This is a genomic window from Shewanella psychrophila, from assembly GCF_002005305.1.
Taxonomy (GTDB): Bacteria; Pseudomonadota; Gammaproteobacteria; order Enterobacterales; family Shewanellaceae; genus Shewanella; species Shewanella psychrophila.
On the sequence record NZ_CP014782.1, the window covers coordinates 2,513,933 to 2,539,674 of the forward strand.

A 25,742-nucleotide genomic window follows, 5' to 3' on the forward strand; every position below is an offset into this window, starting at 1 on the left:
TAATTTCTGCTCTTTTAATAGGATTCAGTAATATTGTCATTATTCTAGGGATTCATTGGAACGACAAGCGCCTTATAATTAATGATGTTACAGCTATAACTGCAGTATTATCGCCCCCCAAAAAACCATAGACCTGACTCAACGTATTGCAGCGCCGTCTTCATCACATCTTGTTGACCTGCACGTTTCACTTAATCAGCATTTAAGTCAATGTGAGCAAGCAGTATTTTCCGCTTCTGAGTCGGCAAGCCGCCTTATCCCCATGTCATCGGATCTATCAGAAACTTATTTCAATATGACGCAGAAAGCCAATCTCCAGTCTAATGTTAGCCTGCAAGTAGAGTCTTCTGTCGATCGCATGTACCAAACCTCAACCCAAGTGAACGAGTTAATAAGCTCTATGACAGATGCTTCTACTCGAGGTGAAAATAGGGTCGTTCAAGGACAACAAATAGTTGCTCAAACCGTAGAGGGAATACACTCACTATCTAAAAAGATGGATGAGGCATTCGTAGAGCTACAATCACTACAAAACTCTAGTCAACAAATTGGATCTATTTTAGAGGTGATCACAGCAATAGCCGAGCAGACTAACCTGTTAGCTCTAAACGCCGCCATCGAAGCCGCACGAGCAGGTGAACAAGGTAGAGGCTTTGCCGTCGTCGCCGATGAGGTTCGCTCGCTTGCCCAAAGAACACGAGTCTCGACTAACGAAGTAAAAACCATGATCGAAGAGATTCAAAGCTCGACGGAACATCTCTCCGAACACATTCAAGACAGTCATAGGCAAACAGAAAATTCAGTTAATCAAGTGGAACAAGTGAACCAGGAACTTAATGAGATAGAGGTTGTAGTCGCTGAAACTAAAACATCAATCGATCTTATTGCTCAGTCGGTATCTTGTCAGACTCAAGCGGCCGAAGAGGTTAGAACATCGATATCCGGCATGCAAGATCTCAACAATGACGCCCTTGAAACATCGAAGATGCATAATGTCTCATCCGATGATTTAAAAAACTTAGGTCAAGTAGTGCATGATAAACTCGATGTATTCGTACTTTCTGATAATCCATGGCAGGAGCACAGACGTACGGTGAGACGTAAATCCAATGAAGGCCAAAAAGCTTCAGAGAATGTAGAGCAAGAAATAGAGTTATTTTAACTTTAATCAGCCGTGGAAATAAGTAAGAATACCTTTCTCCTGCCAAGCCAAAGCGAAACAAGCATGACAAATAAAAAAATCGCCATCTTCGTCGATGTACAAAATATCTATTATACCTGCCGCCAAGCTTATGGCCGTCAGTTTAACTACCGAAAGTTATGGCAACATATTGGCCACGAGGGCGATATAGTCTCGGCTACAGCCTACGCTATTCACAAAGGCGATGATGGGCAGCTTAAATTTCAGGATGCACTCAAACACATAGGCTTCGATGTTAAGCTAAAACCATTTATTCAACGCAGTGATGGCTCGGCAAAAGGCGACTGGGACGTAGGAATCGCCATTGATGTGATGGAAGCTGCCCCGGAAGTGGATACTATTATCCTGCTCTCTGGCGATGGTGATTTCGACTTACTTATGCTCAAGGTGTACCAAAAATATGGAGTCGACACCCAAGTTTATGGTGTACCGACACTCACAGCCAAGTCACTTATCGACTCTGCCTGTAAGTTCGTTGAAATCGATGATGCGCTATTACTTTGACACTGAAAAAAACAACAATAATAAATTAATATATTTATCAAGTAAAACAAATGGTTAACCATTTAAGTTGGCGACTGTTTTTCATAAAATGTGTTGAGGTTAGATTTATTTATCTTCTACGGTGAACTTTATCTGAGATCGTGACTCTTACTATATGTAGCAAGTTGAGTGTAACTTGTTTCATGTTTTCATCATGGTTCATCACCTCCCTTTTAGAGGGCTCAATGAGCTCTCAACTGAAAGGTAAGTTAATTTGCTAGCGCTTAGTGCTTACCAGTTCAGAACTTATTCTATTAAGAATGTTTGGCACCTCATTGAGGTGCCATTTTTTTTGCTTTAAAATTAAAGTGCAATACTCTTATCTAACTGAACGACAATCGATGGATGGTAGCCCACTCGCGCCTGACGATAGATCTCCTTAATCTCGGTCTCATAGCCGGCAATTTGCAGCTCAGAATAGAGTGGCCTGACAAACTTACCTCGGCCAATACGAATAAGATAATCACTCAATGCTGGTAACACTGGGTCGTAGTGGTTGCGGATCGCCACCCTAAACCAATCACAGGCAATTTCAGCATTAGTCGATTGAGTCAGCTTAAAGCATTCATCTAACTCCATCAGCTGCTCTTGATTAAGCGCTTCAGGCAAAGAATTTAAGAAATACTGCCAATGATGAACCCGCCAACTCTCAGTCTCTAAAGAACTTGCTTGTGCACCTAGAAGCCAAGACTCTATGGCGGCTTCGACTTTTTCTAAACTGTTAGATACAGGCGCAATAAACCACTCAGGCATACCACAACCATAGACCCACTCCAACAGCTCAGCCTCGCTGAGCTTATCACCGTGCTCAACCAACAAGGTCTGCTTAGCATATTCAATAAACGTTTCAGTGGTTATCGCCTCAAATGCAAAGTGCTGCACATAGGTATAGAGAAACTTATCAAAGGCTTCACGACCCAAACGGCACTCCAGATCGTGAACAAACATAGACGCCTTATCATAGGTAAAGCGATTGAAAGCTTCATTAGGATCTTGTGTCTGCACATTGGCCGGCAAATTTTGTTCGGCGAGCTCTGTTGCTGCCAACTCCTCTTTCAAACGACCATATTCCAATACCACTTCCAACTCGGCTTGCTCTTTACCAAACACAGCCTCGACGATGCGGTTGGTAAAATAGGTGGTAAAGCCTTCATTGAGCCAGAGATCACGCCAGGTCGCATTACTAACAAGGTTTCCAGTCCAGGAATGGGCCAACTCATGAGCCACTGTAGACACTAAGCTCTTGTCTCCCGCGATCAGGGTCGGCGTAATAAATGCCAGACGTGGATTCTCCATGCCGCCGAAGGGGAAGCTAGGTGGCAAGACTATCATGTCATAGCGCCCCCAAGGATAAGGTCCTAACAGAGATTCGGCAATTTCGACCATCTGTTCGGTATCTTCAAATTCTTTGATCGCCGAATCTAATACTTCGGGCTCAGCATAAACCCCAGTACGTTCGCCGATTTTTCCAAAGGCGAGATCCCCAACAGCAATAGCCAAAAGATGAGTAGGCATGGGCTTTTCCATAAAGAAGGAAAACTCCCCATCCAGAATCGCCGTCGCATCGTTCATTGCGCTCATCACTGCCCGCATGCCCGCTGGCACCCTAACATTGGCTTCGAACGTGATGCGAGCCTTAGGGCTATCTTGCAGTGGGATCCAGCTTCTGGCATTAACGGGTTGAGATTGGCTGAATAGAAATGGCAAGGACTTACCACTCGTCTGCTGAGGGGTTAGCCATTGCAGACCTTGAGCATCTGGAGAAGTTTGGTATTTAAGCTTCACAAAACGGCTTTGGCTCAGGAGGGAGATATTCAGCCTTTCACCTAAAATTGGGTCTTGTTTATCAATACTAAACCTTAAGGAATCTCCGTTATCATCTCGTACATCCAGTATGATGAGATCACGCAGATCTAGCCACAAATGGCGACAACTGGTATCAATATAATCCAGCGCTAATTCAGCAACACCCGTTAACTGTTTAGCTCTAAAATCGACATAGAGATCTAATGCTAAATGCTTGACTCTAATTTCATCGACATTCGCAAATGAATGATAGTCATGATTATTATCCCATTGTTTTGACACTGCATTTTCCTTTTTAACAAATACAAATTAACTTAAAATCTCAAATGTAAATAGCCTGACACATATACACTAAGCTTAACTAGCGCTGCCATTGATAACACATACCATAAATATACTAGCGATTATCTTAACCACAGCCGGTGAACATGTCATTGCAATTGACATCATTTAACTTAGATGAAACACTTGAGGATATTGTATACAAAAAAAGACATTTTGAGGGAACACGCAGTGAAAACGTTGAAACTTTTATCATTAACGGGCCTGCTCAGTTTGAGCGCTTGTCATTCATCGGTTCAAGAAAATCCAGGGAGTTTAACCGCGGTATTATCTCAAAATCATGCCTGTAGCGACACCATAGTCATACGTTCACAAGCGCTAACGGAACAGCAGATAGCCCAGGCCTGTGAATTAATGGGCAAACAAGAAGCTAAATTCCATCAACTCTTTGGTACTCAGGGTAAGCCTGTCGACAACGACAACAATATGAGTATGCGTGCCAATGTCTATCATTCTCGCGAAGATTACGCTAAGTATGTAACCGCTCATTTCGATGTTCCCAGTGACAATGGCGGCATGTTTCTCGAAGGCTTACCTGGCCAGGCAGACAATCAAGCAGAGTTTGTCGCCTATGAAAAAAAGGGGCAGATTTGGAACTTAGCCCATGAATATGTGCACTATCTAGATGGTCACTTCAACTTATATGGTGATTTTTGTGCCTCACTTCACGACTCACATAGCGCGCCTGAATACTGCCCTAAGCCTGCCCCGCTCTTGCCATATTTAATCTGGTGGAGCGAAGGTTTAGGTGAATATGTCTCCCAGGGAAATGATAACCAAGCCGCCATCGACTTAGCGAAAAAATCCCTGCAGGACAATACTGACTACCCATTGAGTGAGCTGTTTAATACTGGCTATGAAAAAAATGGTGGCACCGATAGAGTCTACCGTTGGGGGTATTTATCCGTTCGCTTCATGATAGAAAACCACAAGAATAAAATAGATACCATGCTCACCTTCACCCGTAAGGGAGACTACCCTAGATATCAGGCTTTAGTTAAGCAATGGGGCACAAGTATGGATGAGGAATTTAAGACCTGGCTGGTTAAACTCACCAGCTAATTTGGTTCGTTTTAGAAATTGGAGAGAGTTGGCTGGAAAATTTTTTTAGTTTTTCCAATAAAAGGTGAACTATCTGGATAAAGAGGGCTCTGATTATATGAACCGAATTTTTGGCTTCTGTTGTTTACTAATATTTTGACTGATTTTCAGGCTAATATTCAGAGAATGAAAGTCGTTTTCATTGTTCATCATCACTCCCTTTTAGATAGTTTCTAGCGCGACTGTCACCCTATTCCAAATTTGGAACATGTAGCGACCTGATTAGGTCGCTTTTTTTTGTTCAAATTATGGTCTAAGAAGTTAACCCTAGGTTCCAGAGCCTAAACCTAGGATTAGTACCCATTAACCAAGATCAAAAAAGGCCTCAAATGAGGCCTTTTGGAAAAATAAGTTTACCGACTTAGAGGCGAATGCCCGCTTTGGCTAAATCTTTAGCAGTGACACTACGTGGTAGTGGTACATAGCCATCTTTCTCAACAATTTGCTGACCTTGCTTAGACAGTGCAAACTTCAGGAACTCACGGTCCATTGGTGACAAGTCTTTGTTCGGATGCTTGTTCACGTAAACATAAAGGTAACGTGATAGCGGGTAAGTACCGCTAGCCGCATTCGCCGCATTGGCTTCTATATATTTAGTGCCCTTCTTCGAAATAGCGACCGCTTTAACACCAGCAGTCTTGTAGCCGATACCTGAGTATCCAATGGCATTGAGTGATTGAGACACAGACTGAACCACAGATGCAGAACCAGGCTGCTCATTCACATTCGCCTTAAAGTCACCTTTACACAGGGCTTTCTTCTTGAAGTAACCATAAGTACCAGATACTGAGTTACGGCCATAAAGTTGTACATCACGAGCAGACCAACCGCCTTCAAGGCCTAAATCGCCCCAACGCTTAACATCGCTGCCGCCACATTTGTGCGTTGCAGAGAAGATGTCATCAATCTGTTGGATGCTCAAACCTTTTATTGGGTTATCTTTATGAACAAATACGGCTAAGGCATCGATAGCCACACGAATCCTAGTTGGCTGGTAGCCATAATGCTTCTCGAACGCTTCAACTTCGTTAGGCTTCATCTTACGACTCATAGGGCCGAACTGAGAAGTCCCTTCTGTAAGCGCTGGAGGCGCAGTAGAAGAACCCGCGGCTTGAATTTGGATGTTCACGTTAGGATACATCTCTTTAAACTCTTCGGCCCAAAGCGTCATCATGTTAGCCAGAGTATCAGAGCCTACAGAAGATAGGTTACCCGATACACCGCTTGTTTTTTCATAAACAGGTAGTGACGGATCGATTGCAGCGATTGATGCTGCAGAGAATACACTAGCGGCTGTTAAACTAACCGCGCCGACAAGCTGTTTCAGTTTCATTCTTTGCTCCAGTGTTAAGCGTACTTGCTCAATTAAGTTGCAGCCAGTATCTGTTTCTATGATGACAAGTCTATTACTCTGGTATGACACTTAGATGACAATGGACATATTTAGCCATTTTTTAATGCCTGTTTAAGCAAGAGGCGTTAAGCATGTTCTATTTCTATGACAGAAAATAAAAAAGCAGGCTCAAGGCCTGCTTCTTTTGCCGAATCACTTATTTAATCTGAGTGATGAGTGCCTTCGATAAGATTAGTCGGAATAACGAAGCTAAATGTGCTGCCCTTGCCAAGTTCACTCTCAATTATTAACTCGCTCTGATGATTACTCAAAGCATGTTTAGTAATAGCTAGACCTAAGCCAGTACCGCCTCTTTGCCTTGTTCTCGCACTGTCCACGCGATAAAAACGCTCGGTGAGCCTACCGATATGCTGGGGCGCTATACCATAACCACTGTCGGTGACACTAAACAGGCCACCTGTTGCCACGCGTTTCCAACATATAGTGATTTGACCACCAGGATCAGTATAACGAATCGCGTTTGAAATAAGGTTAGAACAAGCACTTCTGAGCTCAATTTCATTACCATAGAGATGATAGTCAGGCTCACAATCAAACCTCAGACTATATTCCCCCTGAGACAGCGCATTGGCCTCCTCTTTCAATACTTCGAACATATGATTCATATTGATGATATTACTTAAATTTAATTCAGCTGAATCTTCTATTCTAGACAGGACTAAGAGCTGCTCAACCATAGAGCGCATGCGATTAGTTTGTTGTTGCATCTGCTCCATCGCCTTAACATTTGGCGAGCCAGGCTCAGCCATGGACTGCATCATTTCCAGATAACCTTGAAGTACTGTGAGCGGGGTTTTCAGCTCATGGGATACATTAGCGACAAAATCTTTTCGCATCCCCTCGAGTTGTCTCACTCGGGTAATATCTCTAGCAATAAGGAGGAACTGACCTGTGCCATAGCCCATGATACGTATCTCTAGAATACGTCCCTCAGAGAGTGGTGATGCCAACTCGAATGGCTCTTGATAAACGGCTTTTTTGAGGTAATGAGAAAAGTCAGGGTGACGAATTAAGTTATCGATCCTCTGTCCGTTATCCAGTGGCCAAACAAAACCCAGTAAAAGCTGGGCAAGCTTGTTACACCAGATGATATTGTGCTCAGAATCTAACACCACGGCAGCATCGGGAAGTGCCTCAGCCCCTTGCCTGAAGCGGCCAAGCAGAAAAGCTAATTGGGAGACTCGTTTACGATTTTTACCCTGAAGGCGATAGATACCATTGAAAACGCCCTCCCAACTACCGCGACCGTTTGGCGGGGTTAGCTTTCTGTCACGCCATAACCAAAAGTTAAGTCTGGAGAGTTGACGATAATGCCAGAACAGCAAGGCCACAGTGCCAATCAGAAGAACCCAGACTACTTCGCCCAGGAGCAGACCAAGAATAAAACATAACACCAGATAAGTTACTAACCGTGATAGCAGTCGATAACCCGAATATGAATCAAACATAGAAATAGCATCGAAACCATAGGTAAGAGACGGGCACAAGATAACCTAAATTGTATCTCGTGCCTAAAGCTTTTAATCTGGATTACATTCTTGTAGAAAATCGGTAACCTGCACCGCGAACCGTTTGAATCAGACGATCGTGTTCAGATGGTTCAATCGCCTTACGTAAGCGCCTGATATGCACATCAACGGTTCTGTCTTCGACATAGACATTGGTGCCCCAAACATTATCGAGTAGCTGTTCACGACTGTAAACTCGCTCAGGGTGAGTCATAAAGAAATGCAGTAACCTAAATTCCGTCGGCCCCATGTCCAGTACTTGATCCCCTACGGTCACTCTGTGACTAACTGGATCTAACATTAGCCCCTGAACATCGATAGGCTCTTCTAAGCTAGTAGGAGAGCTACGACGCATCACCGCCTTGATTCTAGCCACTAGCTCTTTCGGGGAGAAAGGCTTAGTCATGTAGTCGTCGGCGCCAACTTCTAAGCCGCGAACCTTATCTTCCTCTTCACCACGCGCTGTGAGCATAATGATAGGAATTTGGCGCGTAAACTCATCCTGGCGCAGGCGTTTAGCAAGTTGAATACCACTGCCGCCTGGAAACATCCAGTCTAACAAAATAAGATCGGGATACGGCTCCGATATCATGTCCAGTGCAGAGTCAAAATCTTCAGCAGCAGTGGTGGTAAAACCATGTTGCTCTAAAACAAATGTCAGCATCTCTCTGATAGCCAACTCATCTTCAACAATTAATATCTTAGCAGTCATATGCAATCTTCTGTCAGTGAATGTTCACGCGTCTATTATTGGTCAGTTTTATTACAAAATTATGATCGGCTAAGCATATATTGTCATAAAGTGCAGATTATTGTCATAAAACTTATGTAAATGGGTAAAAATCCAGCATAAAAAAAGGAGGCCTAAGCCTCCTTCTTCTTACTTTGTTCTTAAATCAGAACAATTAGAACTTATGTTCGATACCAAGGCCGATAAACTTGTCATCGTTTTCAACTTCTTCATATGAACGATTGGTATAGAAAGCAAGAAGCTTAGTCGGCTTACCTAGCTTATAATCTGCACCTATAGTCCATGAATCACCCTTATTTTCCATGTCCTGATACTGAGTTTTAAGTACCACTGCATCGATAGTGTAAGAAGCGCTTAATAGATAACCTGTGTAGCTGTCACCATTGAAAGGATTAACAACCTCATTATCTTCGTCGTATTCATATACCTTCTCTTCTTGCTGGTACATGGCGCCAAGCTTAAATCCAGCTATTTTACCCTGAACCGTTGCACGTGCAACTTCATAGCCTTTGACGTCTGAATCATATGCGATAGAGGCATAAATAGGAGACTTTTTAAGACCAGAATCACCGTACATAGCAGCTACACTGTAACCATCTTGCTCTAGCTGGTCACTATCACCACTTGCAGCATAAGTCACACCGAACTTAAAACCACTGAACGATGGTGTAACATACGTGGCAGTTTGTGCCATGCGATTCTCACCCTTGAATAGGTTCTTGATATCGCCTTCAAGGTCGTTGAACAGATCGACCTTACCTTGGGACTGTTTAAGCTGGGTATCATTACGACCCACAGCAATTGAACCAAAGCCACCTCTTAAACCCACAAATTGATTACGGGCCTTGAAATTCTCTTTTACGTCATCACCGGTATCAACTTCATACTCGATAGTGTAAAACGCTTCTAATGAGCTGCTGAGCTCGAAAGCACCTTTCACACCAAAACGTGATGCATTACTTTGAATCGTAGTCTCTGTTTCACCGTTAACATCATTAGACTGAGCCGTGACGTTTAACTTACCGTAGACAGTGAGAGGATCTGCCGCATGTGCAGAAGCTAGAGTGGCAGTAGCAAGCGCAGAAGCTAGTAAAGTTTTACAAAAAACGTTCATCATTTAATCCTTTCGACGTATCTGTTCGTCTGGGTTATTGGTTTGGACGGCCGGAAGTTTGCAATGTTTCTGTTGCAGTTTTATTTCAATCTAGATCAGATTTCATAAAAAACCAGTAATTGAGAGGAAAAACAAAAATAAACCTCATATACATCAATGGTTACAGGCCAGTAAAACCTTATGTGACAGTTTTATGAATTATCCCAACCCGAGCCATATCTATAAGTGTTTTCAGGTTTACCCGAGAGTGACAATGTCTTACACTGCGCCTTCATTTTTTTGATTGAGCGCTTATTATGTGGTTTAAGAACCTGACTGTTTATCGTTTTAATAAACCTTTCTCTGTTGACACTGAGGCTCTTGAAAAGTCATTGGAAGACTTCACTTTCTCTCCATGCTCAAGTCAAGACATCAGCAAGTTCGGTTTCTCCAATGCTCTGGGGAAACAGGGTCAGACTCTAGTTCACAGTGCTAGCGACAGACACCTAATCTGTGCCACTAAAGAGGAAAAAATTCTTCCTTCACAAGTGGTAAAAGAAGCCTTAGAAGATAAAGTGGCTCAAATCGAAGCCGAAGAAGATCGCAAGCTCGCGAAAAAAGAGAAGGACGCTCTAAAAGATGAGATAGTCATCACCTTACTGCCACGCGCTTTCTCCAGACGTAGCCAAATTAGAGCCCTGATCATCCCTGAAATTGAGATGATCTTGGTTGACAGTTCAAGCGCAGCGAAATCTGAAGAGTTTTTGGCTCTACTACGCAAAGCCATGGGATCTTTACCTATCATTCCTCTGAGTTTTAAGGCGCCTATCGAGAGTCAATTAACCGATTGGGTTAAGACAAATTCGACACCTGCACCATTCGAGATGCAAGATGAAGCTGAATTTAAGTCTGACTCGGATGAAGGAGGCATCGTCCGTTTCAAACAACAAGATTTGACCGAAGCTGAAGTCTTGGCTCATATCGAAGTGGGTAAGCAAGTTCATAAGCTGGCGCTGCACTTTGGCCAATCGATTGCTTTCTTATTGCAATCAGATGCTGGCATCAAACGCCTTAAGTTCTCTGAAGAATTCAGAGCCGGCAATGATGAAGTGGGTACCGAAGATCCTATGGCCAGACTCGATGCCGATTTTGCCTTGATGGGTAGCGAGCTTATCGCCTTGATGAACTCACTGGTAGACGTACTAGGCGGACTGGAAGAGAGTATCTAACTTTCTTCCACTCTAATTTAAAAAGCCCCTGACGACAAAAGTTGTCAGGGGCTTTTTAATTGCCGACTAAAGTTTAACTATCCGATTTTAGCTTACCTTTATTATCGAACGGCCAATCAATCCCTAACCAGGCTTTAAAGAAGGCTTTCTGATCTCGACTAGGTTTATCCACACTCAGTAGCTTCAACTTACCACTCTGCTTCTCACCCAGTTTCAGCGTTATCTCTTTGAGACGATCATCGCTAAACAAGCTCACCACAACTTCAGCACCCGGTTTAAAGTCTTTGATTCTAGATTCAAAACCTTTACCCGTGACTTTCAATCCATCGATGGCAACAATTTCATCCCCAAGCACGATACCCGCATTCCAAGCGGGTCCATCACGCAAGACTTCAGAAAGTTTAAGTGAATCACCGCCCAACTTTACACCGGCATAAGCCGTGGCTTTAGAGTCATCCCCGTAACCTGGCTTTAAACCGGCATTTTCTAGCAAGGAGGTGAAATCTAAACTCATAGGTGAGTTAACATGGGTCTGCCACCACTGCTGATAATCTTCACCAGACAGATCTTTTAAAATCTGGTTTACATCAGAAACGGAATAACCCGCTGGGATTTTATGCTGCTTGTAGAGCGCTTTATGAACATCACGGTATGAATGATCAAGATCTGTATCATTGAGCAATGAAAAATCCAGAGCCAGAGAAGCGAGATAGCCTTCAGAATAGATATTGGCACTGTGGTTTACGGCATAGTCTCCCCCCGTGCTCGCCCATTTTCCGACGCTCGCCTCTTTCACCGATTGAACTTCACGCCCCGGTGTATTCTCACTTTGAGCAATTCGTTTAGCTAAGTCCTCAAAAAACTCTTTAGGGGTGATCACTCCAGCTCTGAGTAACAACTGGCTTTGAAAATAGCTTGTCGAACCTTCGGCAATCCATAACAGTTCGGATATGTTCTCTTTCTGATAGTCATAGGGCACCAAACCTTGTGGCCTGTAAGCCTTCACATTCCAGGTATGAATAAACTCATGAGAAGCAGTTTTAATGAAGCCTAAGTAGTCTTCACGTTCTCGATAACTGAAACGAGGGCGCTGAATCACAGTGGAGTTGAGGTGCTCTGTCGCGCCTCGAACACCACTTGTAGCATGGACCATGTACACATAACGCTCAAACGGATATCCATCCCAGATAGCTCCAGCCTGACCACTGAGCTTAGTTAGATCGGTAACCATCTGCTCTATGTCATAGTTGCCCTCTCCCCACACAACTAATTCATAGTCCCGACCATCGGCAGAAAACGCTCTGTGATGACTAATCCCCGTCTCTATCGGAGAGTCCACCAACACATCATAATTGCTCGCCATAAATGAATTTGGCAGTGCTCCCGAATCCATACCTGAATAACTCTTCCATGCATCAGGCACGGCTAATTCGACCTTGATCTCCTGCTCCTGAAATTCAGGGCTATATACCAAGGTTCCGCTGGCATCGAGAAAGGCATGAGTCCCATCAATATGCCCGACTCTTTGGCCTAATTGATTAGCATATAGCTGATAATTCACTGTCACCGCGGTCGGTTCAGCCAACTCAACAGTCCATTCACCACTTGCCGTTCGTGTATAGGGTAAATGATTGCCCGCCTGGTCTTTTACACTAAAATAGCGAATACCATCGGCTAGCGGTAAGACTTGATACTTGCCTGTACGCCATACGGGAAGGTTAATTTTCAGATCCGAACTTGCTGATTCAGGAAAATCCACCTCAACTTTAGCTAAATGATGCTTAGAATCGGTGAGGTCTATGCGATAACTCACCTCAGCCAAAGTTGATGAGGAAAAAAATGCACTTAAAGTTAAAATCAATGGGACTACTGGTTTCACTCTTGATTCCTTCTGTTATGATTGTTATTTATTTTTATAATAAGTTCGAGAGTATATCTCTATTTTTAAGACTCGGCATCACTAAAACCTGTGCCTTTTCGAGTCTATTTATTTCATTATAATAACTGACCGGACGTCCCTTTAAGAGGGCAAGGTATCTGCTTCTTATGCGTATTTTTTTTGTATCTATTATTCTTTTTCTGCTTTTAGCCGTCCCTTCAAGTTATGCCCAAGATCATATCGCCCTTGAAATAAAGTTAAATGAATCGCCAGTCGAACTGTTACATGAATTACAAGCCTCAATCACCTTACCTATAATAGTGAATAGTCTGCCAGCATTTGAACAAGTAGCCAGAGACCAAGGTTACCGAGTCGATGAGCTAAAACATAAATTGCAACTACTCACACGACTCTACCTCAGCACTTATGTAAAAGAGAAAGATAGATACCTTAAAACCGAGGCATTATTGTCACTTCTGGAGATCATAGGTACCACAGCCTACGATGAAAGCTACCTACAAGTGTTAAAGGGAAGATATATAGGCAGGAAGCAACATGATTACCAACAAGCGCAGCCTTATTTTGAGCAGGCACTGAGTCTATTAGAGAATAAACAAGATACTCAGGCCCAACTGTTAAAACAACTCAGCCATTTTCACCTCGGCAGCTTACATCGAATCTTGCATCAGGATAAGCAAGCGCTGATGCACCTAAAACTCTATAGAGATACGACTTATCAGCTTAGGAATGATTACTTGATTGCCCATGCGGAGTCCGCTTTAGGTAACTTCTATAATCAACGGGATCAGTTATCTTTAGCCTTACAACATTACAGCGAAGCACTTAGACTCTCGAACCGCCAGCAAAAGCCTTTTCTCAAGGCCAACTTGCAACTAAAGCTGGCAAGAGTGTATCGGGATCTAGAGTCTTGGGATGAAGCAATTCAATATGCACATGATGCAGATGAGGGTTTTAAGGCGCTCAATATGGATCGGCTACGCTCTCATTGCATGACAGTGATGGCCATGGTTCATGCCAGTCAAAATAACTGGAATCAGGCTATTGATTACTATCTCAATGCCCAGCAGCTCGATTACAAAGATCAAAACGTGATAGCTCAGGCATTAAACTATCATAATTTAGGTGAAGCCTATTTTAAAAACGGCAACACCAAAACTGCTTTTGAATTTCTGTTTAAGTCCAATGCCATTTTTCTCGCCAGAAAAAGTAACCATTATCTTGTCTTTAATGATCTCTTAATTACCCAAGTTGCCGTTGCCGATAAAGACTGGCACCTTGCTCAAAAGCATGGCGCCTTGGCCTTAAAAAATGCCGAGAAGCTTAAGCTCAAAGATGAACAGATAGAGGCATTACAGTACCAATCTCAGGCATATAGAAACCTTAAACAATATGACAGCGCCTTTAGGACACTGGATAAGCTCATCGCCTTGAATTTATCCATGCCAAAAATAAAGAATACTCCCACCGACTACACTTCATCGGTACTTGCCGAGCAAAAATTAAAACTGGAAGTGCATAAACTTCAAGGTGAAAAAAGCACACTCAGCACCCAGCTGGATCGTTCGAGAGTCCTGTTGATAACGGCTGTAATTTTTGTGTGTCTAATATCGCTCATAGGCGTAAACCAATGGCGAAGAAAAAGCGCATTAGCGGTTAATCTCTCTGAAGAGAAAGATAAAAGCATTGTCGAGCCCGTGAGTGGTTTACCTGGCTATAAGGGCTTCATCGAAGAGCTTGAGTCACAATACAAGGACACTCCACATTCGATTGCTTTGATTTCACTGACAGATCAATTAAACGCAGATCTAAATCAAGGTTTTCAGTGTAATAACAACATGAATAAAATTCAGCTCGAAGCACTGGCTCATAGTTTTTCAGGCAATGTGTACCTTATTCGGCCTGGATTATTTATTCTGTCGCTGAGAGAGCCAGTCACTGCCAATGAATTATTGCAAAGATGCCGTAACGCCATAGATAAAGATTATGGCGACACCTCTATACACATAGGAATGTTGCCTCTTCCTCTGCTGATGGATCCAGAAATTAAACTTTCGGCCGACGTTCATTTTGGCGCAGCACAGATGACTCTGGCTGCCGCGCTGAGTCTGGGGCAAGAGACAGATTACTATGTATCCATAAAAGCATTGAACTTTGCTCCATCGGCTATCTTTGCAACACCTCTATATTTGCACTTGGAAAAAGGCATAATGCGAGGCTTGTTAAAGGTCGATACCAATGGTAATAAGAAAGACATTCTATGGCCCAGATGGAAAAGCCATGAACATCTGGATATAACAGAATTAACTTAAATCAAAATCATTAATTTATAGCGCTATATTAAAATGAAATTTGCACTCCAAAGGGATTGCTATAACATTAGAAGTACAAATTTACATTTAAAATAATTTTTTTCATTTTTTTGCCTTGAAGAAGTAGGACACGGTTAATGAAGGATTCGATGGCAAACACCTCTCAGCTCAGTTTATTAAAGCAAAAACTTCATTCGGCTAGAGTCGCACTCGATAGCATGAACGAAGACAGAAATGATAAATTGAGGACACTACTGCAGTTTATCGGTCATCTGAGCCTTGCCTGTAAAGGGCAAAATATTGAGCTCGATAATAAACTGGCTAAATTAAGACATAATTTTACTAATTTCGAGACTGTCGAAGAGTCACTCCCGGAATTAGTTGAAGTTGAACAACTTCTTAAGCACCAGTATAACCATGTCATGGTTCAACTCGAAGACAGTAGAGCCAGCTTATCTCGGGTGATCAGACAGATACAGCGAGTCCAATCTGTACCCGAGAAGGTCAAGAAAGAGATCAATTACTTCAAGAAAGATCTCTCCAAGCCTTTCCATACTTTCTGGGACTATATCCCTAAAGTCGAAAAGCTGGTTGGCTTTTATGAAAGCATACTGGAAGAACAGTTGGCACAGGGTGATAAACTCGTTGTCTTGCCCAAGCATCGTCAACTGGCTCATGAACTCGCCCATATGATCTCCGAGATCGAATTTCGAAAAGATCAACGAGATCGAATACTCGTACTCAAAGAGGTGCTTTCTAACGATATTGAAATAGACAGCCTTATCGATGCCTATCAGACAGTGCTTTCTCTGCTTCTGGATAATATCGCAAGAGAAAAATCTGCTTCTCAGGAGTTTCTTTACGCCTTAAACGACGCCCTCTCAGCAGTCAGAGAAGTGGTGAGTGACTCTTACAACAACAATCAACGCAGCTCTCAACTAAAAAAGCAGCTCAATCGTGAAATTAATTCCCGCGTCGATAACGTAGGTGAAGCCATCATAGATATCGATGACATTCACAGCCTAAAGTCTCAGGTCACAGAACAATTGGCCTCGATTCGGGCGGCACTAGGACGTAAAGAAGCCTTAGAAGAGCGTGAACAAGCATTACTTCGTAAATCTATGGAAGCCATGCGTAAGGAGCTTAACGAGCTAAGTAAGGAAGCTGATACTTTTAAAGAAAGACTCTTTGAACAGCAGAAACTCAACTTGCTCGATGCCTTAACCCAGCTCCCTAACAGGGCTGCCCTCGAAGAAAGAATGGAACAGGAATTTCGTAATTTTCAACGTCATAAGCAACCACTCTGGGTCGCTGTGGCCGATATCGATCACTTTAAAACCATTAACGACAGTTTTGGCCACAGTACCGGTGATAAAACCCTTCAAGTTATCGCCATGGCACTGAAAAATTCACTCCGTGATACCGAGTTTGTTGCCCGCTATGGTGGTGAAGAATTTGTGCTTATTATTCCTGATGTAAACGCCACAGATATTGATCAACTTTTAAATAGAGTGAGGGAAAAAGTAAAAAGTATTCCTTTTAAGTTTAAAAATCAGAGAATTACAGTTACAGTATCTATAGGTGCTGCACAGATTATCAATAATGAGCTTATCAATGAAACCTTTGATAGGGCCGACGCAGCACTGTATCGAGCAAAACATGAAAGCAGAGACAGAGTAATCATTGACGTGTAGCCTATACCCGTAAGACTCTTAGATATCTTGATAGGCTGGCACCACATTTAGCGGTGCCATAAACGCACATCATTGAACTCCCGTCACAGCGAAGGAGTTACTATGATTGTAAAGGTCAGCCCTAAAGGAAGCATGGATCAGCTTTCACAATTGGAAGTCGATCGTCTAAAACAGAGCGCAAAAAGCGATCTCTATCAGCTTTACCGTAGTTGTTCATTGGCCGTTCTCGCATCTGGCCTACAGAGCGATAACGCCGAAAATCTCTTCGAACAATTCAATGATTTCAACATTAATGTCCTACGTCGAGAGCGTGGAATTAAAATTGAATTGACTAACCCCCCCGAAGCCGCCTTTGTCGATGGCAAGATAATCAGAGGCCTTCAGGAGCATCTATTTGCGGTGCTCAGAGATATCGTCTACGTCAGCAACAAATACGACAACCTCAAGCATATCAACCTGACCAACTCTAGCCATATTACCAATGTCGTCTTCGATATTTTACGTAATGGTCAGGTTATCCCACTGGAAGACCCCAACGTTGTCGTGTGCTGGGGTGGCCATAGCATCAACGCTATCGAGTACCAGTACACTCGTGAAGTGGGCTATGAGCTTGGTTTGAGAGAGATGAACATATGTACAGGTTGTGGTCCCGGTGCCATGGAAGGTCCAATGAAAGGAGCCACCATAGGCCACGCGAAACAGCGTACACCCCAAGCAAGATATGTGGGACTCACAGAACCTAGCATCATAGCCGCAGAGCCTCCTAATCAGATAGTCAGTGAGCTAGTGATCCTTCCCGATATAGAGAAGCGATTAGAAGCTTTCGTCCGTTTAGGCCACGGCATCGTTATTTTTCCTGGTGGAGCTGGCACCGCCGAAGAATTACTCTACCTGCTCGGTATCTTGCTCAATAAAGAAAACGAAGGTATGCCCTTCCCCTTAGTGCTAACAGGCCCTAAGGAGAGTGCCGATTACTTTATCAAAATTGATGAGTTTATCGGGGCAACCTTAGGTGAGGAAGCCCAGAGTAAATACGAAATAGTCATCGATGACCCGGTTCAAGTCGCCAGAATTATGAGCCACGGTATGGATATCATCAAAGATCACAGAAAGATCACGGGTGACTCCTATCAATACAATTGGTCATTGAAAATTGAACCCGAATTTCAGCTGCCTTTCAATCCCACTCATGAGATGATGAGCAATCTCAATCTGTATTTTCAGGATAACAAGGCTGAACTTGCCGCGAATCTACGCAGAGCGTTTTCAGGCATAGTTGCTGGCAATGTGAAGATGGAAACCATCAGGAACGTTAAGCAACATGGTCCCTTTGAAATAAAGGGCGATCCTAAGCTAATGGCCATGATGGATACTCTCCTGAGCGCATTTGTAAAACAGCAGAGAATGAAATTACCGGGTAGCGAATATGTTCCCTGCTACAAGATAGATAATTAAACAGCACTTAGCAGGCAAAAATCTAAGCTATGGCTAGGCAAGTAGTTAGTAATATGACTAATGGCTTGCTTAGCCTGCCTTACCTCACAACCAAACGATAAAAAATAGATGAACACTTTTTTGATTATTGACGGCTTAAACTTGGTCCGTCGAATTCACGCTGCACAACCTAATGAGAGCGATATAAACGGACTCGATATCCGGGTCGCCTCGGCCTGCAAGAAATTACTCAAACATCACCAACCAAGCCACGTAGCAATGGTCTGGGATGGCAACGAAATCTCATGGCGTAAACATCTGTTCGAGGATTATAAGAAAGGGCGAAAACCCATGCCTAAGGCATTGTCTGAGTATTTACCGGAGTTAAAGCTCCACCTTGCTAAAATACATGTAAATTCTCTGGATGCAGATTCTGAGGCCGATGATGTAATTGCCACCCTGGCAAGTAAACTCGCCGCCAGTGGTGGTGAGGCCATCATAGTCTCAACGGATAAAGGCTTCACTCAACTCAAGCATCCTAAGATAAAAAGGTGGGATCACTTCAATCAGTCTTATCTATCCGTAGAAGATCGCGAGCAAAAATTAGGGGTTCAACACTCCCAGTTTATCGATTATCTAGCCTTAGCCGGAGACAGTGGCAATAAGATACCTGGCGTTCCAGGGATCGGCCCAAAATCAGCTGTTGAGCTATTAAAAATATTTCGCTCTCTGGCCAATATCTATTCATCTATCGATGAAGTTGGAGCTAAACAAGCTAAAAAGCTCGAAGAGGGTAAACAGATGGCAAGACTTAGTTACAAACTGGTTCAACTGCAAATTGATATGCCGTTGAAGGCCAATCTAAGCCAATTCAGGTTGCCACACTAAGCATATGTCACTAAGCCCAAATCAGTTAAATAGAAAAACCACCCAAAATTGTAAACATTAAGTTACTTTCTTGTTGTTTACCTATTAGGGTGAAGTGAGTATCTTATAAAGCTTCACAGATATAATGTACTGTGTCACCCGATTAATATGTATCAAGGACCCAGCTCGAAGATGAAATCTAAAGTACCTGTCATTATCGGCTCTATTTTTGCTGCCTACACCGCCTTCGTTGCTGTTGTGGTACTCGTCTATGAGCCCACACCCGATGAGATGCACTGGGAAGACAGACAAGCTTATAACAATGCCAAATTAGCCGATATCACCATTGGCCAAAGCTTATCAGACATTAAACTATTAATGGGTAAGGCTGATTTTTCGGAAGCTAAGGTGACTGGTAATACTGCCTTACAGGTGCTTTTTTATCGAACTCATCATGCTCAATCCGATGGGGAAACCACTAGAGATGAATGCACTCCCCTGTTATTTAAGGATCAGAAACTGATCGCATGGGGGTCAGATACTTACGACCAATATCTTACCGCGACCATCGGCAGCTAAATTCTCAGTGAGAAAAACCAGGCTAGCAATTAAATACCTCTTAGTATAAATAATTGACTAGCCTGCCAAAATAAACCCTATAGTTAGAATACCAATGGGTATAACAAGCCTAACCTTTCAATAAGACCTCTTGACGCAATACTTCTCTTTTGAATTCAGCGCCACGACGTAAGGCTTCGATCGTTTGCTGTTTCTCAAGGTCTGACCTCCGCTGCCGACTTTCTTCTCCTAAATTAACATTTTCCCAATCAATCTCTCCCTCTATAGGTACTACTGTAAACAAACCCGACGAAAATGCGGTCAGCAAGCATCTAGCTGTTTTTATTTGAGGGACTGTTTTCATCTAAGCACTCATTTTCGAACGATAAACAAGGCTCATCTGCCACCGGCAAGATCCATAAAGGTACCCGTCACATAAGAAGCTTCATCTGACAGCAACCATGCGATGGCGGCCGCCACTTCTTCAGGCTCCCCGCCTCGTTCCATAGGGATTTTAGAAGCCAGACGCTTCACTCTATCCGGCTCTCCCCCATCAGCATGCATATCGGTATAGATAAAACCCGGCCTGACGCAATTAACCCGGATACTATCACTAGCCACCTCTACCGACAGACCTGTCGTCAAGGTATCGACGGCACCTTTGGAAGCCGCATAGTCAACATATTCCCCGGGAGCACCGATTCTAGAGGCCGCCGAGGAGACATTAACGATTGCACCGCCGTATCCTCCAGCAGAAATAGACATACGTCTCACCGCTTCCCTACAACAGAGGAAATAACTAGTGACATTATTAGTCAATACCTTGTTAATCCGCTCTGCCGTCATATCTGTTATTTTCATCTGTGGCATCAAGATGCCGGCATTATTAACCAAGGCCGTGATCCTGCCCAGCTCTCTATCTAGCGTACTAAACAGCTCAACAACCTCACTCTCAATCGAAACATCAGCCTGTATTGCTATAGCCTCACAGCCTTTAGCCTGTAATTCAGACACCAAGAGTTCGGCAGCCTGTTTATTTTGCTTATAGTTAACCCCGACTGCATATCCATGGTTAGCCAGATATCTCGCTGTCGCCGCGCCAATGCCGCGTCCACCACCTGTGATCAGTGCTACTTTTTTCATTATCGCCCCTCGGTTAACCTACATAAGTTAAATGATTTGAATTAATGCTAATAACCTAAATTAATGATTACCTTGATACTTAATAGAGCCTTTGATAATGCTCGACTTCTGGGAATGGATCATAAAAATGATGCAACAAGGCGCGCCACTCTTGGTACTCAGATGAGCCTCTAAAACCACAGGTATGGTCCTCGAGGGTCTGCCAGTTAACCAGAAGAATATAACGACTCTCCTTCTCCAGACATTTTTGCAACTGATGAGAGGTATAGCCTTTCATCCCCGAAATGATTTTTTGAGCCTGCTCAAAAGCGGCTTCAAAATCTTGGGTTAAATGAGGTTTTACATCTAGTATTGCTACTTCCAGTATCATGCTTAATTCCTTTTGCTAACTCACTCATAGACCTTTTATAAACTCACTCATAGACCTTTTATAAACAGGTTTCTTTAAATTAAGGCACTCTAATGACAAGAAGCTTATATCGAGAGTATCTATAGCCAACGCCTGACACGTCTTCGATATTCGAGATATTCATCACCAAACTTCTCTGTTAAATAAGCCTCCTCAGGTCGAATAGCTAGGTAATAGATAGAGATGCAGGCTGGTAGCACGCTCAGTATCAGCCAGATATGACTAAAAAATAAGCCGGCCCCCAAGGGGATAGTACAAAATGCCAGATAAATAGGATTTCGAGAGTAGGCATAAATGCCAGTGGAGATAATCCTGGAAGTGGGCTTCCAGGGCTCGATATTGGTTTTCACCCGCTTAAAAAGCGTCGCTAAATACAATAAAACCACAAGACCAAATATGCTTATTGCCATACCTAAGTATGCCAATACCACCGGAATATGGGTATCAAGAGGATAGATCAAGTCTACCCCAAGCCCACAAAACATAAAGAAGATAAACACCACGGGAGGCGGTATGCGTACGCCCGCGCCTTTAGTATCATCCATCACTAAAATCCTTGTTTGGCTCAACTTATCGATTTACCAATTTACAAAAATTGAACCTAACTCTCGTTGAGTATTGAAGCTAAGTTCATGTAACTAATGCAGTTAGATTGCAAAAGCGCCTTTTATACCTTCTACCGCCATCTGTGTGCCTATGACGGCAAGAATAAGACCCATCATTCGGGTAATAGCGCCAAGAGCTGCGCTACCTAAATAACTCACCAGTTTCCCACCAGAGATAAAAAATCCATAGGTGACTAAGCACAGGATGCCAAAGGCACCTATGGTGATCAGCATCTCTTCTATCCCTCCTGCCGCCGAAAAACTCATGGCGGTGGCTATCGTTCCAGGTCCTGCTAAGATCGGCAGAGCCAGTGGCGATACTGCGATACTCAGAGCTGCTTCTCGTGTCCGGGCTTTATCAATAGCATTTTCCTTGCTCTCAAGTAATTGTTGATGATCAGGATGATGCACGCTGGAATTATTTCCCTGCAGCATATGAAAACCTATCAAGAACACCAGTAAGCCACCGGTGATCCTAAATGCCGATAATGAGATTCCAAACAAGGTAAAAATATATTGCCCCGCAAGCGAGAAAAGCATGATGATGATAAAAGCTAGAAACAGCGCTCTAAATGCGATGACTTTTGTGGTTTGCTCATCTTCTTCCGAGGTTAAGCCTAAAAATATTGGCACATTCGCGATAGGATTCATGATGGCGAAAAAGCCCATAAATACCGTTCCCATGTGCAACCAAAGTCCATCCATATTGTTCTTTCCTTAAAACAGAGATAAATGAGTATATTCTTGGAGTGGATTATTTTTCGTCAGCCCATATTGATAACATCAGCAGGAAATAATCACAAACTCTAAAAATAGGATCATCCTTAGAAAACAAAAAGCCGAGTCAAGACTCGGCTTTGCTTTTAACTAAATAACACTATGATTAATCAGCTTTCTTATACTCGGTATAAGCTTCGCCTTGAGTCAACCAGCTCGGAGCTGGTTTGCCTTTAAGATAGTGATCGAAGTATTCCATCATGCGAATACTGTAATCCAGCTTGTTAGGATACTTCTTCAAATGATGGGGCTCGTCCTGATATTGCAGGAAGACCACATCTTTACCTGCACGGCGCATTGCAAGATAAAGCTCGATACCTTGCTCCCAAGGCACAGCGTCATCTTTATCGCCAAACATAATCATCATAGGCGTCTTTATGCGCTCGGCATAAAAAACTGGCGAATTTTCTATGTATTTCTGCGGCGCACGGAACAGACTCTCACCGATACGGCTCTGGCCCGTTTCATACTGAAACTGACGCGCTAAACCACTACCGTGACGTATACCGCTATAGGCACTAGTCATGTTGGAAACCGGAGCACCAGTGACGGCAGCCTTGAAAATATGAGTCTGAGTCACGGCAAACGCCGTTTGATAACCGCCCCAGGAATGGCCTTGGATGCCTATGGCATCAGGATCACCAACGCCCATCTCGATGATCTTCTGCACACCCGAAGTTAACGCCTGAACTGATGTAGCTCCAGGGTAACCTACTTCGAATCTGATATCAGGCAGAAAGATGGCATAGCCATTATCAGCAAACCAGGCAAAATTAGGCCTATGATTGATCTTCATCTGCGGAAAAGCATGTAACCTATCACTCATAAAGCGATAGAAATACACCAGCACAGGGTAACGTTGACCTTCGACATAGTTAGTTGGCTTAATCAACACACCGTCCAGTGGCTGACCATCGCCATTAGTCCAGTGGACTAACTCAGACTTTCCCCAGTTAAACTGACGTTTTTGAGCGTCTAAGTCTGTCTGCTTCTTGGCTTTTTGTGGCGCGATATACTCAGCAGTATAAAGATCAGGAAACAGATCGTAGCGTTCTTTAGAGAAGACTAAGGCATCTGCATTTTTGCTGCGTGTAAGCGTCTTTAGTTTGTAATCCCCCTCCATCAGGGTGTTAACACCTGCAACCCCTATGGTAGAAAGATAATATCCGTCACCTTTAGTTCTCTCGCTATAGCCATGAAGCAAAACTTGTTGATCAATGGCTAACACATCGGGATGATTTTTATCATCAACTAAGCCTGTTACACGATATTGAATACCTTGCTTACGTCCTTTACCAGCTGTCAGTTTGAACGCCTCGTGGGACTGAGTATTCACCTGCCAGATGTCGTATTTATCATACACAAGGAAGCCTGCATCATCGGCAAGCCAAGGTCCAAAACCATAACCCGGCGCATTAGATGGGTAGTCATGATCTTCATCGGCAAAAGATACCTTCAAATCTTTAGTCAGATTAGTGCGTCTTTCTTCCGAGATTTGATAAAGATAAACATTCCCTTGCTGATAGTAAGTCACATAGCGCTCATTTGGCGAAAGAATTGGCTCCTCGCTGCTTGGCTGCTGAGTTAATACTAAACTTTTACGTCCGGTATTAAGATCGATCAGATAGTAATCCCGATAGAAACCGGCCCATGTGATCATCTTACGATAGGGGATATCAGAACTTGCGAGCACGAAACGACTCTGCTCACCTAGTTCCACATCCGGCACAGTTTCATCGGCCAGTTGTACCAAGTTGTTGCTAGCAAGGTGCAATACCGCAAGATAAGTGCGTTTCTGTTCTTTCTCGTATTGTTTAACTTCATTAGGCTTAATGCGCGCATCGTCACCATGCCATATTCGTAGCTTTCGCTGACCCGTAATGATTGACTCATCGAACAGGTCTTCTTGCTTGTCAATTTTCACCAGCTCTATCTGCTGGCTCACATGTGGAACACGTCCAAAGAAAAGGCGTTGGCTATCTTCGGAAAAACTCAGCTTAGTATAACGATTAAGTTTCCACTGTTTCGATGTCGGTGTAGCGCTAACATCAGATGTTTCTATGTTAAACAGCGACAGTTTATATGGACGTCCGTATGGTGCCACATCTGCGGCGCCATGAGTAAATGCAATATATTTACCATCGTCACTGAGAGATACGGGGCCAATTTGCTGATTATTATATTGGCGCACTATTTCTTTAGTGTTGTTACTTAATTTAAACAAGACTAATTGGTGGACCTTAGCCTTAGTATTATTGCTGGCTACAACTAAATGCTTGCCACTCTTATCGAAATAATAGTCGGTGACATGAGCTACTTTCTGAGTGGTACCATTTTTTAACACCACAAGCTCAAATGGCGAGCCCTTGTCAAACTCCTCAACCTTGATCTCTTCACTCTTATCCGCTGTCGCTGACTTGTCTTTTTTATCAGGCTTATCTTCGTCAGCTTCGAACCAGATAGCTAAATGGCTACTGGACTCGTTAAATTCAAACTTCTTAACCCGCTCGAAGTGCGTCTCTTTACCCGATTGAGTATCGAGCAACACCATGCCAGACTTGAGCTTTTTCTTGTCTTTCTTCGATGCTTTCTCACGTTCAAGCAAAGGCGTCTTCATGCTAAAGGCAACAAAGCGGCCATCGGCACTAATTTTGGGCTTAGAGCCACCATCGACATTAAATGTCTTTGTCGACGTTAAACTCCTCACCAAACCATGGCTGTCTCCCCGATCTGGAGAGATTTCTACAGCCAGCATGGTGCCAGAATCGGATACCACAGGCTTTTTCAGTGATTCAAAATGCATGATGTCATTGGGTGTTATCGCCGGATGAGTCGCCGTCGCGGCATAAGCACCGGCGGTGAGTAAGCTCGTCGATAGTAATAGCAAGGATGCAATTGGTAGTGACTTCAAGGTCTTCCTCATTTTTCTTATTGTGTTAGCTGTTTTATAGGTTTTTAATTATATTGTTTACTGAAGATACTAGGGGCTGTTGACCTTTCATGGTTGTTTTTGCAGCGAGTTGTTGGTTATTAATACAAGGCGGAGCTTGTGTCGTGT

Annotated in this window: 21 protein-coding genes; 9 read left to right on the forward strand and 12 right to left on the reverse strand. The window is 43.3% G+C overall.

The window, feature by feature from the left end:
- Window positions 1–295: 295 nt before the first annotated feature.
- Both sps_RS10880 and sps_RS10885 read left to right on the forward strand, forming a co-directional pair.
- Window positions 296–1,162, forward strand: coding sequence for a methyl-accepting chemotaxis protein (locus sps_RS10880; protein WP_169915747.1), 867 nt, complete (start codon window positions 296–298; stop codon window positions 1,160–1,162).
- A gap of 63 nt (window positions 1,163–1,225) precedes the next feature.
- Complete coding sequence (locus tag sps_RS10885) at window positions 1,226–1,705, forward strand: LabA-like NYN domain-containing protein (RefSeq protein ID WP_077752544.1); 480 nt, start codon at window positions 1,226–1,228, stop codon at window positions 1,703–1,705.
- A gap of 342 nt (window positions 1,706–2,047) precedes the next feature.
- Here sps_RS10885 and sps_RS10890 read toward each other — a convergent pair whose 3' ends face one another.
- A complete protein-coding gene (locus tag sps_RS10890) occupies window positions 2,048–3,832 on the reverse strand; it encodes a M1 family metallopeptidase (protein ID WP_077752545.1) in 1,785 nt (594 codons plus the stop codon).
- A 231-nt stretch (window positions 3,833–4,063) separates the two neighbouring features.
- On the opposite strand from sps_RS10890, the gene sps_RS10895 reads away from it, so the two are divergent.
- Window positions 4,064–4,954, forward strand: coding sequence for a collagenase (locus sps_RS10895; RefSeq protein WP_077752546.1), 891 nt, complete (start codon window positions 4,064–4,066; stop codon window positions 4,952–4,954).
- Window positions 4,955–5,354: 400 nt separating this feature from the next.
- Here the strand turns inward: sps_RS10895 and sps_RS10900 are convergent, their stop codons facing one another.
- From sps_RS10900 to sps_RS10915, 4 genes are all read right to left on the reverse strand, one after another.
- Entirely contained in the window at window positions 5,355–6,326 is a 972-nt protein-coding gene (locus tag sps_RS10900; RefSeq protein WP_077752547.1) for a PstS family phosphate ABC transporter substrate-binding protein, read from the reverse strand.
- A 221-nt stretch (window positions 6,327–6,547) separates the two neighbouring features.
- Window positions 6,548–7,855 (reverse strand): phosphate regulon sensor histidine kinase PhoR, encoded by a 1,308-nt coding sequence (gene phoR, locus sps_RS10905; protein ID WP_077752548.1) that lies wholly within the window; start codon window positions 7,853–7,855, stop codon window positions 6,548–6,550.
- Window positions 7,856–7,937: 82 nt separating this feature from the next.
- Complete coding sequence (gene phoB / locus sps_RS10910; RefSeq protein WP_077752549.1) at window positions 7,938–8,627, reverse strand: phosphate regulon transcriptional regulator PhoB; 690 nt, start codon at window positions 8,625–8,627, stop codon at window positions 7,938–7,940.
- 193 nt (window positions 8,628–8,820) lie between these two features.
- Complete coding sequence (locus sps_RS10915) at window positions 8,821–9,783, reverse strand: porin (protein WP_077752550.1); 963 nt, start codon at window positions 9,781–9,783, stop codon at window positions 8,821–8,823.
- A 293-nt stretch (window positions 9,784–10,076) separates the two neighbouring features.
- On the opposite strand from sps_RS10915, the gene rdgC reads away from it, so the two are divergent.
- On the forward strand, window positions 10,077–10,988 hold the full coding sequence (rdgC, locus tag sps_RS10920) for a recombination-associated protein RdgC (protein WP_077752551.1): 912 nt from the start codon (window positions 10,077–10,079) through the stop codon (window positions 10,986–10,988).
- Window positions 10,989–11,061: 73 nt separating this feature from the next.
- Here rdgC and sps_RS10925 read toward each other — a convergent pair whose 3' ends face one another.
- Window positions 11,062–12,867, reverse strand: a complete 1,806-nt coding sequence (locus sps_RS10925) for a M61 family metallopeptidase (protein ID WP_077752552.1) — start codon at window positions 12,865–12,867, stop codon at window positions 11,062–11,064.
- A 167-nt stretch (window positions 12,868–13,034) separates the two neighbouring features.
- Between sps_RS10925 and sps_RS10930 the strand changes: the two genes are divergently transcribed.
- The 5 genes from sps_RS10930 to sps_RS10950 all read left to right on the forward strand — a co-directional run bounded on the left by sps_RS10930 (window position 13,035) and on the right by sps_RS10950 (window position 19,771).
- Window positions 13,035–15,197, forward strand: a complete 2,163-nt coding sequence (locus tag sps_RS10930; RefSeq protein ID WP_077752553.1) for a tetratricopeptide repeat protein — start codon at window positions 13,035–13,037, stop codon at window positions 15,195–15,197.
- A gap of 137 nt (window positions 15,198–15,334) precedes the next feature.
- Window positions 15,335–16,891, forward strand: a complete 1,557-nt coding sequence (locus sps_RS10935; protein WP_077752554.1) for a GGDEF domain-containing protein — start codon at window positions 15,335–15,337, stop codon at window positions 16,889–16,891.
- A 102-nt stretch (window positions 16,892–16,993) separates the two neighbouring features.
- Window positions 16,994–18,346 carry a nucleotide 5'-monophosphate nucleosidase PpnN gene (gene ppnN, locus sps_RS10940; RefSeq protein ID WP_077752555.1) on the forward strand — a complete coding sequence of 451 codons (1,353 nt, stop codon included), beginning with the start codon at window positions 16,994–16,996 and terminating at the stop codon, window positions 18,344–18,346.
- Window positions 18,347–18,454: 108 nt separating this feature from the next.
- Window positions 18,455–19,213: a flap endonuclease Xni gene (xni, locus tag sps_RS10945; protein ID WP_077752556.1), complete on the forward strand. Its 759-nt coding sequence runs from the start codon at window positions 18,455–18,457 to the stop codon at window positions 19,211–19,213.
- 171 nt (window positions 19,214–19,384) lie between these two features.
- The gene (locus sps_RS10950; protein WP_077752557.1) at window positions 19,385–19,771 is read left to right on the forward strand and encodes a DUF3192 domain-containing protein; all 387 of its coding nucleotides are present in this window, start codon (window positions 19,385–19,387) and stop codon (window positions 19,769–19,771) included.
- A gap of 109 nt (window positions 19,772–19,880) precedes the next feature.
- Here the strand turns inward: sps_RS10950 and sps_RS10955 are convergent, their stop codons facing one another.
- The 6 genes from sps_RS10955 to sps_RS10980 all read right to left on the reverse strand — a co-directional run bounded on the left by sps_RS10955 (window position 19,881) and on the right by sps_RS10980 (window position 25,595).
- On the reverse strand, window positions 19,881–20,114 hold the full coding sequence (locus tag sps_RS10955) for a hypothetical protein (RefSeq protein WP_077752558.1): 234 nt from the start codon (window positions 20,112–20,114) through the stop codon (window positions 19,881–19,883).
- A 32-nt stretch (window positions 20,115–20,146) separates the two neighbouring features.
- A complete protein-coding gene (locus tag sps_RS10960) occupies window positions 20,147–20,893 on the reverse strand; it encodes an SDR family oxidoreductase (RefSeq protein WP_077752559.1) in 747 nt (248 codons plus the stop codon).
- A gap of 79 nt (window positions 20,894–20,972) precedes the next feature.
- Complete coding sequence (locus tag sps_RS10965; RefSeq protein ID WP_077752560.1) at window positions 20,973–21,263, reverse strand: antibiotic biosynthesis monooxygenase family protein; 291 nt, start codon at window positions 21,261–21,263, stop codon at window positions 20,973–20,975.
- A 119-nt stretch (window positions 21,264–21,382) separates the two neighbouring features.
- A complete protein-coding gene (locus tag sps_RS10970) occupies window positions 21,383–21,847 on the reverse strand; it encodes a methyltransferase family protein (RefSeq protein WP_077752561.1) in 465 nt (154 codons plus the stop codon).
- A gap of 102 nt (window positions 21,848–21,949) precedes the next feature.
- Window positions 21,950–22,612: a MarC family protein gene (locus sps_RS10975; protein ID WP_077752562.1), complete on the reverse strand. Its 663-nt coding sequence runs from the start codon at window positions 22,610–22,612 to the stop codon at window positions 21,950–21,952.
- A 178-nt stretch (window positions 22,613–22,790) separates the two neighbouring features.
- Window positions 22,791–25,595 carry an alpha/beta hydrolase family protein gene (locus sps_RS10980; protein ID WP_077752563.1) on the reverse strand — a complete coding sequence of 935 codons (2,805 nt, stop codon included), beginning with the start codon at window positions 25,593–25,595 and terminating at the stop codon, window positions 22,791–22,793.
- Window positions 25,596–25,742 lie beyond the last annotated feature (147 nt).